This window comes from Mixta tenebrionis (genome assembly GCF_006517625.1).
Lineage (GTDB): Bacteria > Pseudomonadota > Gammaproteobacteria > Enterobacterales > Enterobacteriaceae > Mixta > Mixta tenebrionis.
The window spans coordinates 522,928-538,174 of the sequence record NZ_VHQI01000001.1; the positions used below are offsets into that span (position 1 = coordinate 522,928).

Genomic DNA, 15,247 nt, shown 5'->3' on the forward strand with positions numbered 1-15,247 from the left:
CCTCACTGACGTTGATCGTCTACCGTCACCCCTTTTGGTGGCGTAAAGGTAAATTTATCGGCGCTGACCGCCCCGTTTTGCTGGCTTTTTAACATATAGCTGCTGCGCTGACCATCCTGCTCGATGGCGCTGAACTGATTAATCGTACCGTTGCTGGAAACGTTCACCGTAAACTGTTTCAAATTGCCGGCATCGCTTTTCGGCGTCAGCTCAAAGGTATCGCCGTGCTGCTTCACATTATATTGCTGCCAGTCGCTGCGCTGGTTGCGCGCAATCAGCATAAACGGCGTATTGCTGGTGGCGCTGTTCAGCCAGGTAGCGCTGACCTGCTCAACAAAGGGATTATAAAACCACAGCGTTTTGCCATCGGAAACGATAATGCTTTCATCCGGCGCGGTCATATGCCAGTTGAACAGGTTTGGACGTTTTACCCACAGCTCGCCTTCCCCTTCCTGCACGTTTGCTCCGCTGCCGTCGGTCACCTTCTGACTGAAGCTGGCATGGAAGCTGCTGACTTTATCCAGGCGCTGCTGTAGCTCGCTGGAGGCATCGGCCAGCGCACCGGCGGAGGTCAGCGCTGCAAGTAAACCGCATGCAATTACTAATTTTTTCATGACTACCGATTCCTTTTCACGTCGTTTTATTTCGTGCCAGTCCCAACTCCTGTTACAGATTAGACTGACAGTCCGCTTCCCGACAGAAGAATATGCTGAAAGCGCGGCGGCAGAAGCTGCCTGATGCATAAATAAACAGCGGGCCGGTCATGCCGGCCCGCTTACTCTCTGACAGCGCGAACGCCGTTTTATTACATTTCGTGCGGCGGCGGCGCCAGCACCTCACGGTTGCCGTTATGGCCCGGCGGCGAAACGATGCCCTGTACTTCCATCTGTTCGATAATACGCGCAGCGCGGTTATAGCCGATGCGGAACTGCCGCTGCACGCCGGAGATGGAGGCGCGACGTTTTTCCACCACGAAGGCCACGGCCTGATCGAACAGCGGATCCAGCTCCTCATCGCCATCCATTCCCAGGCTGCCGCCCTCGCCCTCGTCGCCGGCGGTAATGCTGTCGATATACTGAGGACGCCCGCGCGCTTTCCAGTCCTGCACCACCGCATGTACTTCCTGATCGCGAACAAAGGCGCCATGGACGCGCACCGGAATCGAGGAGTTCGGCGGCATATAGAGCATGTCGCCCATCCCCAGCAGCGACTCAGCGCCGCCCTGATCGAGAATAGTGCGCGAGTCAATTTTACTCGATACCGTAAAGGCGATACGCGTAGGAATATTGGCCTTAATCAGGCCAGTGATAACATCTACCGACGGACGCTGCGTCGCCAGCACCAGGTGAATACCGGCGGCACGCGCCTTCTGCGCCAGGCGGGCGATCAGCTCTTCAACTTTTTTACCGACCGCCATCATCAGATCGGCGAACTCATCCACCATCACCACGATGTAAGGCAGTTTTTCCAGCGTGGGCGGCAGCGTATCCATACTGTCGCCCGGCTTCCAGAACGGATCGGGGATCGGACGTCCCATCGCTTCAGCCTGTTCGATCTTCTCGTTATAGCCCGCCAGGTTACGTACGCCCAGCGCGGACATCAGCTTATAGCGTCGCTCCATCTCACCGACGCTCCAGCGCAGCGCGTTGGCCGCATCCTTCATATCGGTCACGACTTCCGTCAGCAGGTGCGGAATGCCTTCATAGACCGACAGCTCCAGCATTTTCGGGTCGATCATGATAAAGCGCACCTCTTCCGGCGTCGCCTTATACAGCATGCTGATAATCATGGCGTTTACCCCGACCGATTTACCGGAACCGGTAGTACCGGCCACCAGCAGGTGAGGCATTTTCGCCAAATCGGCCACCACCGGCTGGCCGGCGATATCCTTGCCCAACACCACCGAGAGCGGTGAGGGATTATCACGGAAGCTGGCGCAGTCGAGCACCTCGCGCAGATAAACGGTTTGGCGGCGCTTGTTCGGCAGCTCCAGGCCAACGTAGGGCTTGCCGGGGATCACCTCTACCACGCGCACGGCGACTGCCGAGAGCGAACGCGCCAGGTCGCGCGACAGGTTGGAGATGCGCGCGGCCTTAACGCCCGGCGCCAGATCCAGCTCAAAGCGCGTAATAACCGGCCCCGGCGAAATGCCGACCACCTCGGCCTTAACACGATAGTCCGCCAGCCGCGCCTCAACCAGACGGGCGGTCTGTTCCAGCGCGAACATATCGACCGGTTCTTCTTCTGCCGGCGGCGAGGTCAACAGATCTAACGTCGGCAGCGGCGTAGTCGGCTTATGCAGCGGCTGCTCGTGACGCATCAGGAAAGGATGGATCAGGCTATCCGCCAGCGATTCGCCGGCTTCCGGCGCCTGCGGCTCAGCCGCTGGCGCAAAGGCGGACTGCGGTTCTGCTGGCGCAGAGAACGCGGCCTGCGGCTCAGGTGTAGATGAGGAGACCGGCTGCGGCGCGTTCTGCCAGCCGGATGGCGAACCAGGAGCAACAACCGGTGCGGCAGGCTGCGGCGCCGCAACCACTTCCGCCTCGCGATAATAGTGCGCTTCCGGCTGCTGCGCCGGCTGCTGCCACTGCGCCTCGCTGGCGGGCGTTTCCGGCTCCGGCGGCGCGGCGATGGTGAAAATCGGCTCGCCTGGGCCTTCATCAACCAGATCTTCCAGCGGGGAAAAATCAAAGACGGCGGCAGGATCCAACGTAAAGCCTGCCGTTTCAGACGGCGTATTATCCGGTGGCGCCTGATGCTGCCAGGTTAATTCCGGTCGGGTCGGCTGCGTATAGCGCGGCTGGTTTTCCGGCTGAACGGCCTGCAGCGGCTGCGTTATCGTCTGTGATAAGGCAGTTTCAGCCTGTTCCGTCTGCGCGTAGCGCTGCTGCTGCTGCTGCGCGAACTGCTGCGCCAGCGCCTCTTGCTGTCGGGCGTTATCTTCCTCTTCGCTGACGTAATCCTGCCCGTAGCGCGCATTTTGCTGCGCCATAAAAGCATCGCGCAGCTGAGATTCATCCTGCACGGCGGCCTGCTCATCATCCTGCGGCGCGTTCGCCTGCTGCTGCGCCTGCTGTTTAGCTTTCTCTTCCGCCTGGCGCTGCGACGGCAGCTTAATGCCCCAGGAGGCCAGCTCGCGGCGCGTCGGCAGCTTGACCGGCTTCGGACGCGGCAGCTCAGGACCGATGCCCTGTTTAATCTGCGGATTATTTTCTTCCGGCGCGCTGGCTGGCATAAAGGGGGAAGCCGGCGGTGAAACGGCAGCGGAAGCAACGGCCGCTGCGGCCGCGGCATCCGCTTGCGGCGCTGAGGCGGCGGCATCCTGCCAGTTGCCCATCTGCGGCCCCTCATCCCCGGCGGACGGCGTAAAGGCGTCGCTTGCCTGCTGCGGTACTTCAAAGCGGTAAAGCGGCGGCGCAACGCCGTCAGCCGAAGCCGACTGTTGATTTGCCTGAGACGCACTCGGCGCGGAAGCTGGCTGTAACGCCTCGCCCTGCTGGCTGTCCGCAGAACGGGCATCATGCTGTGCGGCCGTTGGCTGCGGCTGAGCCGCCGGCATTTGCCCGACGGCGGATGGAGCGGCCGTTGGCTGGGCCTGAGCGGTCACTGCCGGTGGCGGCGCAATATCGCTGTGTGGAATCGACGTTACGCTCTTTTCACCATCTGGCGCATAAGCCAGCAGCGGATCCTCTGCTATTTCATCCTCTTCCCGCGGCTTACGCGGCGAAGACAGCAGCACATCCTCGTCATCCAGCCGCGTCGCGCGTTTAATTTTCGGCGCCGGAGCCGGTTCATCATCGTCATACCAGGCTTCGTCGGCACGCGAGCGGTTGCTGGCAAAGGTCAGCACGCCCATAACCACCGCACCGATCTTTTCCGCAATCGTCAGCCAGGACCAGCCGGTATATAGCGTCAGCCCGGCGGCCCAGATGCAGAGCAGCGCCAGGGTTCCGCCGGCGCCGTTCAGCCAGGGGCCCATCGCGTTGCTGACCAGGCTGCCAATTACGCCGCCGGAGGCGAAATACCAGATATCATCAGCGTTGAGCGCCGCCAGGCCGCAGGTGGTCACCACCAGCGCCAGCACGCCGATCAGCCGCAGGCCGACGGCAAAATAATCGATATAATCTTCGCGATCGCGCTGACGGAAAGTGATCCAGCACAGTCCAAGAATCACCGGAGGAATGGCATAGGCCATCACGCCAAAAATAAACAGTAACGTATCGGCCAGCCAGGCGCCGACGCTGCCGCCCAGATTATGGATAGGTTCATGCCAGGCGGTCTGCGACCAGCTGGGATCGGAAGGATTAAAACTGACCAGCGCCACCATCAGATAGACGGCAAACAGCGCCACAAGAATCAGCAGCGCCTCGAGCAGGCGACGACCGCTACTCAGCGGCTTAAGAGACACATCTTTATCTTCTGTATATTCCTGGCTCAAGAGAACTCTCCAGGTGCCTGTAAACTATGAAGGAAACAGCGCCGGGTTAACCGACGCTGTGCCTGTATGAATTCACAGGAGTGTACCGAATACCACCAGGTTTTGCACCTGCCCTGTGTTATCGCGTTTTAATCACCAGCCGGTTGCTCTGTTTCACCTCTTCCATCACTACGTAGGTGCGCGTATCGTTAACGCCCGGCAGACGCAGCAGGGTTTCGCCTAACAGCTTACGATAGGCGGACATATCGGGCACGCGCGTTTTCAGCAGGTAGTCGAAATCGCCGGAAACGAGGTGACACTCTTGAGTTTCCTCAAGTTTTTGCACTGCGGCGTTAAATTGTTCAAACACGTCGGGCGCGCCGCGATTCAGAGTAATCTCAACGAAAACCAGCAGGGATGCGTCAAGATAATGGGGGTTGAGTAACGCAGTGTAGCCGAGAATAAAGCCCTGACGTTCCAGGCGGCGTACACGTTCGAGGCACGGCGTAGGCGATAGCCCAACGCGTTTGGAAAGTTCAACGTTAGAAATACGACCATCTTTCTGTAGCTCGTTCAGAATATTTCTGTCGATTCTGTCGAGGTCTTTTCCGGGGCGTTTTTTATTATCTACCATTATTATTGTCTCTCTTCATTCCTTCCCTTTGCCTGCCATACCCTGAACCTGATAGATGTACAGGGTCTTTTGTTAAGCGAAGACATGCGCCTGTTGCTGTGCCAGCGTTCATTCGCATGAGGCATGCTGTCTGTCCACACCATGCGTCATTGCCAATCACAGGCTGAGTTTATTCGGCGTTAAATATAAAAAGTGGTATGAAACCCTGTTTACATAGCCCAAATATTCTCTGCTTCCCACAATGTTTTCGCAAAAGCGCAGGCGATTGTCAAAGCAAAACATTGAAAATCAGGAGAACATGCCAGCGAGCTTGCGGCCGGAACCATTTAAAGCGGTTATTCCGCGCCTTCTGGCCGAGCCCTGGCTTTTTACACGCGCTTTTCCCCGCTTCTTTTGTCGCCCGGCGCGACCTATTGATTAAACCTTTTACATCAATTGTTAACAAAATCGCAGATCGCTTTTTTTGCGCCGGCAAATTCCCTACAATCGGTTTCCATGTCGCCAGTTAAATAATGAGGATCTCATGGGTACGGCCACACACAGTAAATTGCTTATTCTGGGCTCTGGTCCGGCAGGTTACACCGCAGCCGTTTATGCTGCCCGCGCCAACCTGAATCCGGTGTTGATCACCGGCCTGGAAAAAGGCGGCCAGTTAACCACCACCACCGATGTAGAGAACTGGCCTGGCGATCCTGATGATTTAACAGGGCCGCTGCTGATGGAGCGGATGCACGAACATGCGCTGAAGTTCAACACCGAGATCGTGTTCGATCATATCCACAGCGTTGATTTGCAGAATCGTCCGTTTCGCCTGATCGGCGACAGCGGAGAATATACGGCCGACGCCCTGATTATCGCTACCGGCGCCTCCGCCCGTTATCTTGGCCTGCCTTCTGAAGAGGCGTTTAAAGGCAAAGGCGTTTCCGCCTGCGCCACCTGCGACGGCTTCTTTTATCGCCAGCAGAAAGTAGCGGTGGTTGGCGGCGGCAATACCGCCGTGGAAGAGGCGCTCTATCTTGCCAATATCGCCGCTGAGGTGCATCTGATCCACCGCCGCGACAGCTTCCGCGCGGAAAAGATCCTGATCAACCGCCTGATGGAAAAAGTAGCCAACGGCAATATCGTGCTGCATACCGATCGCGAGCTGGATGAAGTGCTGGGCGATCAAATGGGGGTTACCGCAGTACGCCTGCGCGCTACTCAGGATGCGCAGCAGACGGAAGTGCTGGAAGTGGCGGGCCTGTTTGTCGCTATCGGCCACAGCCCCAATACCGCGATTTTCGCCGGTCAGCTGGAGCTGGAAAACGGCTATATTAAGGTGCAATCTGGCCTGCACGGCAATGCGACCCAGACCAGCATCCCCGGCGTATTTGCCGCGGGCGACGTTATGGATCACACCTATCGTCAGGCGATCACCTCTGCCGGTACCGGCTGCATGGCGGCGCTGGATGCGGAGCGCTACCTGGACGGTTTAGTTAAAAATAATACTTAACTTGTTAATTAACTGATCTTATTTTCCGTGGGCGACTGTACAACAGTCGCCTTTTTTCTTGCCGCCATGCTACATTGCCTGCGCCTCCGCTGGCCTGCACCTGCTGCATCGACCAGCCTGTTTTTTATAATGAAACGGCCTCGCATGGAAAAAAAACGTCAACAACAACTTACCCGCTGGCTGCGTCAACAGCGGATACATGCTCGCCCCTGGACTACGGTTTCTACGCTGCTGGGTCTGGCCAGCGCCCTGCTGATTATCGCTCAGGCCTGGCTGCTGGCGACGCTGATGGATCGGTTAATTATGGCGCAGCAGCCGCGTGCGCAGTGGCTGCCCGCCATGCTGTTGCTGCTGCTCTGCTTTGCCGCCCGCGCCCTGCTCGGCTGGCTGCGCGAGCAGGCCGGCTACCGCTCCGGCGAGAAGATTCGCCGCGCGCTGCGCAAGCAGGTGCTCGATCGTCTGCAGCAGCTGGGGCCGGCCTGGATTCAGGGCAAACCTGCCGGCAGCTGGGCCACGCTGCTGCTGGAGCAAACAGAAGAGATGCAGGATTATTATGCCCGCTATCTGCCGCAGATGAGCCTGGCGGCGCTGGTGCCGGCACTGATCCTGCTGGTTATTTTTCCGGTAAACTGGGCCGCCGGTATCATTCTGCTGGTTACCGCCCCGCTGATCCCGCTGTTTATGGCGCTGGTCGGTATGGGCGCCGCCGATGCGAACCGTCGCAACTTTCAGGCCCTGGCGCGCCTTAGCGGCGATTTTCTCGATCGGCTGCGCGGGCTGGATACGCTGCGCCTGTTCCATCGCGGTACGGCGGAAACCCAGGCCATTGCCGCCGCTACTGAAGATTTTCGCCAGCGCACGATGGAAGTGCTGCGTCTGGCGTTTCTTTCCTCGGCGCTGCTGGAATTTTTCGCCTCGGTCTCTATTGCTATCGTCGCCGTTTACTTCGGCTTCTCCTATCTTGGCGAACTCGATTTTGGTCATTACGGCGCGTCCGTTACGCTGTTTGCCGGTTTCCTGGCATTGATTCTGGCGCCGGAATTTTTCCAGCCGCTGCGCGATCTCGGCGCCTTTTACCATGCCAAAGCGCAGGCGATCGGCGCAGCCGACGCGTTACACCATTTTCTTAGCGCGCATCAGCCTCCCCGGCCGGCGGATCAACAACAGCTATTACCAGGCGATGTGCCGCTGCATATCGAGGCGCGCCAGCTTAAGATTATGGCGCCGGACGGCGCCACGCTGGCCGGACCGCTCGATTTTACGCTGCTGCCGGGACGCCGTATCGCGCTGGTCGGCCAGAGCGGCGCGGGTAAAAGCTCTTTAATCAACGTACTGCTCGGCTTTCTCCCCTACCAGGGATCGCTGTTAATTAACGGCGTTGAGCTGCGCGATCTGCAGCGCGCCAGCTGGCATCAGGCGCTTGCCTGGGTGGGGCAAAATCCTCAGCTGCCGCAGGCGACGGTGCGGGAGAATATTCTCAACGGTCGGGCGGTGTCCGACGCGCATTTAGCGCAGCTGCTGCAGCTGGCTGGGGTGGATGAGTTTATCGCCCGACTGCCGCAGGGGCTGGAGAGTGCAATCGGCGATCAAAACGGCGGTCTGTCGCAGGGCCAGGCGCAGCGTATCGCCGTCGCGCGGGCGCTGCTGAAACCCTGCCAGCTGCTGCTGCTTGACGAACCGGCCGCCAGCCTTGATGCCAACAGCGAACAGCACGTTATGCGCGCGCTGCTGGCCGCCTCACAACGGCAGACCACGCTGCTGGTGACCCATCAGCTGCACGATCTGGCGCAGTGGGATGAAATCTGGGTAATGCGCGATGGACAAATAATACAGCGCGGCGCCTGGCAGCAGCTGGCCCGACAGCCGGGACCTTTTGCCGCTCTGCTCGCTCACCGTCAGGGAGAACCGGCATAATGGCGATTCTGCGACCCTTCCTGCGGCTCTACCGCCGCCATTTCTGGCGCCTGACGCTCGGCGTGCTGTTGGCGATCCTCACGCTGTTAGCCAGCACCGGCCTGTTAACCCTGTCAGGCTGGTTTCTTGCCGCCGCCTCGCTGGTGGGCGGCGCGGGCCTTTACAGCTTTAACTATATGCTTCCCGCCGCCGGCGTGCGCGGCGCGGCGATTATCCGCACCGTGGCGCGCTACTTTGAACGGCTGGTCAGTCATGACGGCACTTTCCGCGTACTGCAGCATCTGCGCGTCTTTACCTTTAGCCGTCTGCTGCCGCTGTCGCCTGCGGGCATAGCGCATTTCCGTCAGGGCGATCTGCTTAACCGCTTTGTCGCCGATGTCGATACGCTCGATCACCTCTATCTGCGCATTATCTCGCCGTTTACCGGCGCGCTGGCGGTGATTATCGTGGTGACGCTGGGGCTATGCTGGCTCGATATTACGCTGACGCTGACGCTGGGCGCGATTATGCTGCTTACGCTGCTGCTGCTGCCGCCGCTCTTTTACCGTATCGGCCGCCCCGCTGGCGCAGCCATGACGCTTCAGCGCGCGCGCTATCGTCAGCAGCTAACCCGCTGGCTACAGGCGCAGGCTGAATTATCGCTTTACGGCAGTCTCGAAAACAGCCGTCAACAGCTGAATGAGATTGAAGCCGGCTGGCAGCAGGCGCAGCGGCGTCAGGCCAGCCTGACGGGGCTTTCCCAGTCATTACTGCTGCTGATTAGCGGCGCAACGGTAACGCTGATACTCTGGCTGAGCGCAGGCGGCGTCGGCGAGTGGCAGCCGCCCGGCGCGCTGCTGGCGCTGTTCGTCTTTTGTTCGCTGGCGGCGTTTGAAGCGCTGGCGCCGGTAGGGAGCGCATTTTTACACCTTGGTCAGGTTTTCGCCTCCGCCGCCCGCATCCAGCAGGTTCTTGCCCAGCGGCCCGCCGTGCGCTTTCCACAGCAGGAACAGGCAACGAGCGGCGACGGCGCGCTGCAGCTAAACGAGGTAACCTTCTCCTATCCCAACGCGCTGGCGCCCGCTCTGCAGCGTCTTTCGCTCCGGGTAGAGCCGGGTGAATCCGTGGCGCTGCTCGGCCCGACGGGCTGCGGCAAAAGCACGCTGTTACAGCTGCTGACGCGCGCCTGGGATCCGCAGCACGGTGAAATCCGCATCGCGGATATAGCGCTGACGCAATGGAGCGAGCCTGCGCTGCGCGCTGCGATTGGCGTGGTCAGCCAGCGGGTGCACCTGTTTAACCAGACGCTGCGCGACAATTTGCTGCTGGCGGCGGCAGAGAGCAGCGATGCAGCGCTGATTGATGTATTGAAGCAGGTAGGGCTGGAGAAGCTGCTGGCTGACGGCCAGGGCCTTAACGCCTGGCTGGGCGAAGGCGGACGCCAGCTTTCCGGCGGCGAGCTGCGGCGGCTGGCTATCGCGCGGGCGCTGCTGCGCAACAGCTCCATCCTGCTGCTGGATGAGCCGACCGAAGGGCTGGATGCGGAAACGGAACAGCAGATCCTGGCTCTGCTGGCGCGCGTAACCGCTGATAAAACCACCATCATGGTGACCCACCGCCTGCAGGGAATAGAGAATTTCGATCGTATTTGCGTTATGGAGCGGGGCGAAATCGTTGAGCAGGGCAAACATGACGAATTAATGGCGAAACGCGGACGCTACTGGCATTTTCAGCAGCGCTTTACGCTATAGTCATAGTTTTTCAAACTGCGGGGCTTCTCAGAGATGCGATTGATTCAGCTGTCACGCGACTCGCTCAATTTTCCGCCGCCGGAAATGGCGCTGCGCGAACCCAACGGCCTGCTGGCGATGGGCGGCGATTTAAGTCCGGCGCGCTTGCTTAACGCCTATCACCGCGGTATTTTCCCGTGGTTTTCGCCGGGCGATCCTATTTTATGGTGGTCGCCCGATCCGCGCGCGGTGCTGCTGCCGGACGCCTTTCATCTCAGCCGCAGCATGCAGCGTTTTCATCGCCGTTCGCCCTACCGCGTGACGATGAATCGCGCGTTTGCCGACGTGATTGAGGGCTGCGCCAGCGCGCGTGATGAAGGCACCTGGATTACGCCGGAGGTCAAACGCGCATGGGGGCGGCTGTATGATGCCGGTCACGCTCATTCGGTTGAGGTATGGTACAACGATGAACTGGTCGGCGGCCTGTACGGACTGGCGCTGGGGCAAATTTTCTGCGGCGAATCTATGTTCAGCCGGCGGGAAAACGCCTCGAAAACCGCGCTGCTGGTTTTTTGCCAGCACTTTAAGCGGCACGGCGGGCAGCTTATTGACTGCCAGATTATTAATCCGCATACCGCCTCGCTCGGCGCGCAAGAGATCCCGCGCCTTGACTATTTGCTGGCGCTCGGCCGGCTGGCGCAGGCGCCGCTCAATGAGGAATGCTGGCGAGCCGATACGCTTTTTAGCGCCGGGCCGATGTTTTACACGCAACCGTGAGGAATAGTGGTATAATAGGCGAGTTTGGTATGTCGTCCGTTTATTGCGCCAGCGCAGCGGAGTTACCGAGCCGGGAATTACCATGCATCTTCAGAACTGTTATTTACGGCTGGCGCCGCTTAGCAGATTCTTAGCCGCTGTTCCCCCCGCTAGCGTCACTGTCACCAGACGACGAAGGTTATGCCTGCATGCTGCGCTACAGGTGCATGTAGGCGTTGGTATAATAACCAACTATTCTTTACATAATTCGTGGAATTCGGCATTATCTTGCCGGTTCAAAACTTGGAAGTCCACCCAGAGGATTCGATGGCCAAAGAAGACAATATTGAAATGCAGGGTACCGTACTTGATACGTTACCTAACACCATGTTCCGCGTGGAATTAGAAAACGGACACGTGGTTACCGCTCATATCTCCGGTAAAATGCGCAAAAACTATATCCGCATTCTGACGGGCGACAAAGTCACTGTTGAGCTGACCCCGTACGACCTGAGCAAAGGCCGCATTGTCTTCCGTAGTCGTTAATAACGTTTTGCGTTGAGGTGCAGGCTAACGCCTGTCTGCTAACAAGGCCGGATAATCCGGCCTTTCGCGTTTTCAGCGCTCCCCGCGCGACAACCCCTCTGCATAACAGGCGGCGTTATATTAGCGTGTGACAGGCAGCGCCCATAGTAAGGGCTATCGCCAGCGGTAGTAGCTTAAAGTTGTAATGAAAAAGGCCGGTTTATCCGGCCTTTTTTACTGGCGCCCCTTGACGACCTGGCGCGCCGTACCTGCGGTTTTACTGGCGCACTTTAACGAACTAGTGCACCGTGCCTGCGGTTTTGCGCTTCTCGGCGCTGACAAAATGGTAGGCCAGCTGGTTTTTCTCTTTATCGAGCGTCACCGACACCGAACCACCATCCACCAGCGAACCAAACAGCAGCTCGTTAGCCAGCGGTTTCTTCAGGTTTTCCTGCACAGTGCGCGCCATTGGACGCGCGCCCATCGCTTTGTCGTAACCTTTTACCGCCAGCCAGTCGCGCGCTTCGTCGCTTACTTCCAGCGACACGCCCTTCGCATCCAGCTGCGCCTGTAGCTCGACGATAAACTTATCCACCACCTGATGGATCACGCCGGTAGAGAGATGGCGGAACCAGATTATATTGTCGAGGCGGTTACGGAACTCCGGCGTAAAGATCTTTTTGATCTCTTCCATCGCGTCGGTGCTGTTGTCCTGATGGATCAGCCCGATCGATTTACGTTCGGTTTCCCTTACCCCGGCGTTAGTGGTCATCACCAGCACCACATTACGGAAATCCGCCTTGCGTCCGTTGTTGTCCGTCAGCATGCCGTTATCCATCACCTGCAACAGCAGGTTAAACACGTCCGGATGCGCTTTCTCAATCTCATCCAGCAGCACCACGGCGTGCGGATGTTTAATCACCGCATCGGTCAACAGGCCGCCCTGATCGAAGCCAACGTAGCCCGGAGGCGCGCCGATCAGGCGGCTGACGGTATGCCGCTCCATATATTCGGACATATCGAAACGCAGCAGCTCAATGCCGAGCGCCTTCGCCAGCTGTACCGTCACCTCCGTTTTACCTACCCCGGTAGGGCCGGCAAACAGGAAGGACCCCACAGGTTTACGCTCATGGCCCAGACCGGCGCGGCTCATTTTGATCGCTTCGGTTAAGGCTTCAATGGCGTCATCCTGTCCAAACACCAGCATCTTCAGCCGATCGCCGAGGTTACGCAGCGTATCGCGATCGGTGGCGGAAACGCTCTTCTCCGGAATACGCGCAATGCGCGCCACGACCGATTCGATATCCGCCACGTTAACCGTCTTTTTACGCTTGCTGACCGGCATCAGCCGGCTGCGCGCGCCCGCTTCATCAATCACATCAATCGCCTTATCGGGCAGATGGCGATCGTTGATATATTTCACCGCCAGCTCCACCGCCGCACGTACGGCCTTGGCGGTATAGCGCACATCGTGATGCGCTTCATATTTCGGTTTCAGGCCGTTAAGAATCTGCACCGTTTCATCAATGCTCGGCTCGGTGATGTCGATTTTCTGGAAGCGACGCGCCAGCGCACGATCTTTTTCAAAGATGTTGCTGAACTCCTGATAGGTAGTGGATCCCATCACGCGGATACGCCCGCTCGACAGCAGCGGCTTAATCAGATTAGCCGCATCCACCTGCCCGCCGGAGGCGGCGCCGGCGCCGATGATGGTATGAATCTCATCGATAAACAGAATGCTGCTTTCATCCTGTTCCAGCTGTTTCAGCAGCGCCTTAAAGCGTTTTTCAAAATCGCCGCGATATTTGGTACCGGCCAGCAGCGAGCCGATATCCAGCGAATAGATGGTGCAATCTTTCATCACTTCCGGTACGTCGCCCTGCACGATACGCCAGGCCAGACCTTCCGCAATCGCCGTTTTACCGACGCCCGATTCGCCCACCAGCAGCGGGTTGTTCTTGCGGCGGCGACACAGCACCTGCACGGTACGCTCCAGCTCTTTGTCGCGACCGATTAGCGGATCGATACCGCCAACGCGAGCAAGCTGGTTGAGATTGGTGGTGAAGTTTTCCATACGCTCCTCCCCGCCTGCCTGCTCTTCGTTAATTGGGTTTTCCGGCCCCTGCGCCTGGCCGGGCTCATCTTTACGCGTACCGTGGGAAATAAAGTTCACCACATCAAGGCGGCTGACCTCATGTTTACGCAGCAGATAGGCCGCCTGCGACTCTTGCTCGCTGAAAATGGCTACCAGCACGTTCGCGCCGGAAACTTCGCTGCGCCCGGACGACTGAACATGGAAAACCGCACGCTGCAGCACACGCTGGAAGCTGAGCGTCGGCTGCGTATCGCGCTCTTCCGCCGTTGCCGGCAGCACCGGCGTGGTTTGTTCAATGAAGGCTTCGAGCTCCTGCCGCAGAGCCACAATATCCACCGTACAGGCTTCCAGTGCCTCTCTGGCCGACGGGTTACTGAGCAGCGCCAGTAACAGATGCTCGACGGTCATAAATTCATGACGGTGCTCACGCGCTCTGGCGAAAGCCATGTTTAAACTGAGTTCCAGTTCTTGATTGAGCATTAGGCACCTCCCCCAATTATCGCCCTACGGTTTATGCCGGAATGGCACAAGGCCGATCAGGCTTTTTCCAGCGTACACAGCAACGGATGCTCATGTTCTTTCGCATAGCGATTTACCTGCGCCGCCTTGGTTTCCGCCACCTCAGCGGTAAAGACGCCGCAGATTGCTTTGCCCTGATAATGCACCCTGAGCATCAGTTGCGTTGCACGTTCAATATCATAAGAAAAGAACTTTTGCAGTACGTCAACCACAAATTCCATCGGTGTGTAATCGTCGTTGTTGAGTATAACTTTATACATTGAAGGCGGCTGCAGCCCCTCACGCAGTTTCTCTTCCGCCAGATGTTCAAAGTTAAGCCAGTCGTTAGTGTTTCCCATAGAATTCCATCGTAATCTGTATTGCGCGCCGGCACGAAAAACTCCGCGCCATACCATGATTGTAACACGCACGCCGTCGGGCTTCGCGCGGGTGAAAAAATATCCGCCGCGACGTCGGCGCGACCGCTATCACAAATTTAGCAATAGCGTTAACTGCCTCAAAGTTTGACGATTTGATCGAGATCTGACCCCGTCGATTGCTTGACGCTTTACCCCGTTTCTTTACATTCTACAAACCACGGCTGATTGAGTTTTAAACAACTCAACGTAGCTTTAATCACCTCACCTAATCAGCAAAAACGTCTTGCGAGGAAACCAGAAGCATGGAGAAGGGTACAGTTAAATGGTTCAACAACGCCAAAGGATTCGGCTTCATCTGTCCGATCGGCGGCGGCGATGATATCTTTGCCCACTATTCCTCAATTCAAATGGAGGGATACAGGACGCTAAAAGCCGGGCAAGCCGTACAGTTTGCTGTCCATCAGGGACCAAAAGGAAACCACGCCAGCCTGATCGTTCCACTTGAAGCGGCTGCTGAAGGCGTCCGGGCCTGAACCAGTGCTGACACATTCTGTACAACCCGACTGAAAAATGCCAGTGACCGACGCTGGCATTTTTTATAGCTTACGATGGAAGACCAAACAGAGGTGGGGACGTCCACAATAATTTCAACCCTGCCCCGCTCTTCCCCTGTCACGCCAGCCATCCTGCCGGCGCTTTCTTATCGATCCGGATGCGGGCGCGCTTAGAGCATAATGCTGGCGCCGGCGCGCGCTACACCCTTTGTGCCGCACCGGATTAACCCGCTGAAGAGTCTCTTTTTTTATTTACGGCGGCGACAAGGTTTT

General features: G+C 58.1%; 11 protein-coding genes. 6 read left to right on the plus strand and 5 right to left on the minus strand.

The features are described 5' to 3' along the window. Positions 1 to 2: 2 nt before the first annotated feature. The 3 genes from lolA to lrp form a co-directional block, all read right to left on the minus strand. Complete coding sequence (gene lolA, locus FKM52_RS02385; protein WP_141174583.1) at positions 3 to 614, minus strand: outer membrane lipoprotein periplasmic chaperone LolA; 612 nt, start codon at positions 612 to 614, stop codon at positions 3 to 5. Between the two features lie 191 nt (positions 615 to 805). Continuing rightward, positions 806 to 4,438 carry a DNA translocase FtsK 4TM domain-containing protein gene (locus FKM52_RS02390; RefSeq protein WP_141174584.1) on the minus strand — a complete coding sequence of 1,211 codons (3,633 nt, stop codon included), beginning with the start codon at positions 4,436 to 4,438 and terminating at the stop codon, positions 806 to 808. Between the two features lie 118 nt (positions 4,439 to 4,556). After that, complete coding sequence (lrp, locus tag FKM52_RS02395; RefSeq protein ID WP_017347019.1) at positions 4,557 to 5,051, minus strand: leucine-responsive transcriptional regulator Lrp; 495 nt, start codon at positions 5,049 to 5,051, stop codon at positions 4,557 to 4,559. 523 nt (positions 5,052 to 5,574) lie between these two features. On the opposite strand from lrp, the gene trxB reads away from it, so the two are divergent. The 5 genes from trxB (at position 5,575) to infA (ending at position 11,468) form a co-directional block, all read left to right on the plus strand. Then, positions 5,575 to 6,543: a thioredoxin-disulfide reductase gene (gene trxB / locus FKM52_RS02400; protein ID WP_141174585.1), complete on the plus strand. Its 969-nt coding sequence runs from the start codon at positions 5,575 to 5,577 to the stop codon at positions 6,541 to 6,543. A 144-nt stretch (positions 6,544 to 6,687) separates the two neighbouring features. Next, positions 6,688 to 8,457 (plus strand): heme ABC transporter permease/ATP-binding protein CydD, encoded by a 1,770-nt coding sequence (gene cydD / locus FKM52_RS02405; protein WP_141174586.1) that lies wholly within the window; start codon positions 6,688 to 6,690, stop codon positions 8,455 to 8,457. Further along, a complete protein-coding gene (gene cydC / locus FKM52_RS02410) occupies positions 8,457 to 10,187 on the plus strand; it encodes a heme ABC transporter ATP-binding protein/permease CydC (protein ID WP_141174587.1) in 1,731 nt (576 codons plus the stop codon). Before cydD ends, cydC begins: the two co-directional genes overlap by 1 nt. Before the next feature lie 33 nt (positions 10,188 to 10,220). Then, on the plus strand, positions 10,221 to 10,943 hold the full coding sequence (aat, locus tag FKM52_RS02415; protein WP_141174588.1) for a leucyl/phenylalanyl-tRNA--protein transferase: 723 nt from the start codon (positions 10,221 to 10,223) through the stop codon (positions 10,941 to 10,943). 306 nt (positions 10,944 to 11,249) lie between these two features. Continuing rightward, a complete protein-coding gene (gene infA, locus FKM52_RS02420; protein ID WP_002211347.1) occupies positions 11,250 to 11,468 on the plus strand; it encodes a translation initiation factor IF-1 in 219 nt (72 codons plus the stop codon). A 277-nt stretch (positions 11,469 to 11,745) separates the two neighbouring features. Here infA and clpA read toward each other — a convergent pair whose 3' ends face one another. Continuing rightward, positions 11,746 to 14,022: an ATP-dependent Clp protease ATP-binding subunit ClpA gene (clpA, locus tag FKM52_RS02425; RefSeq protein ID WP_141174589.1), complete on the minus strand. Its 2,277-nt coding sequence runs from the start codon at positions 14,020 to 14,022 to the stop codon at positions 11,746 to 11,748. Positions 14,023 to 14,078: 56 nt separating this feature from the next. Next, a complete protein-coding gene (gene clpS / locus FKM52_RS02430) occupies positions 14,079 to 14,399 on the minus strand; it encodes an ATP-dependent Clp protease adapter ClpS (protein WP_141174590.1) in 321 nt (106 codons plus the stop codon). A 323-nt stretch (positions 14,400 to 14,722) separates the two neighbouring features. On the opposite strand from clpS, the gene cspD reads away from it, so the two are divergent. Continuing rightward, positions 14,723 to 14,953 carry a cold shock-like protein CspD gene (gene cspD / locus FKM52_RS02435; protein ID WP_141174591.1) on the plus strand — a complete coding sequence of 77 codons (231 nt, stop codon included), beginning with the start codon at positions 14,723 to 14,725 and terminating at the stop codon, positions 14,951 to 14,953. The last annotated feature ends 294 nt before the right edge of the window (positions 14,954 to 15,247 follow it).

Bases quoted from the DNA above. Each gene is read 5' to 3' on its own strand.
- trxB (WP_141174585.1), top strand. From the start codon at position 5,575: ATGGGTACGGCCACACACAGTAAATTGCTTATTCTGGGCTCTGGTCCG.
- lolA (WP_141174583.1), bottom strand. From the start codon at position 614: ATGAAAAAATTAGTAATTGCATGCGGTTTACTTGCAGCGCTGACCTCC.
- clpA (WP_141174589.1), bottom strand. From the start codon at position 14,022: ATGCTCAATCAAGAACTGGAACTCAGTTTAAACATGGCTTTCGCCAGA.
- cydD (WP_141174586.1), top strand. From the start codon at position 6,688: ATGGAAAAAAAACGTCAACAACAACTTACCCGCTGGCTGCGTCAACAG.
- cspD (WP_141174591.1), top strand. From the start codon at position 14,723: ATGGAGAAGGGTACAGTTAAATGGTTCAACAACGCCAAAGGATTCGGC.
- aat (WP_141174588.1), top strand. From the start codon at position 10,221: ATGCGATTGATTCAGCTGTCACGCGACTCGCTCAATTTTCCGCCGCCG.
- lrp (WP_017347019.1), bottom strand. From the start codon at position 5,051: ATGGTAGATAATAAAAAACGCCCCGGAAAAGACCTCGACAGAATCGAC.
- cydC (WP_141174587.1), top strand. From the start codon at position 8,457: ATGGCGATTCTGCGACCCTTCCTGCGGCTCTACCGCCGCCATTTCTGG.
- infA (WP_002211347.1), top strand. From the start codon at position 11,250: ATGGCCAAAGAAGACAATATTGAAATGCAGGGTACCGTACTTGATACG.
- clpS (WP_141174590.1), bottom strand. From the start codon at position 14,399: ATGGGAAACACTAACGACTGGCTTAACTTTGAACATCTGGCGGAAGAG.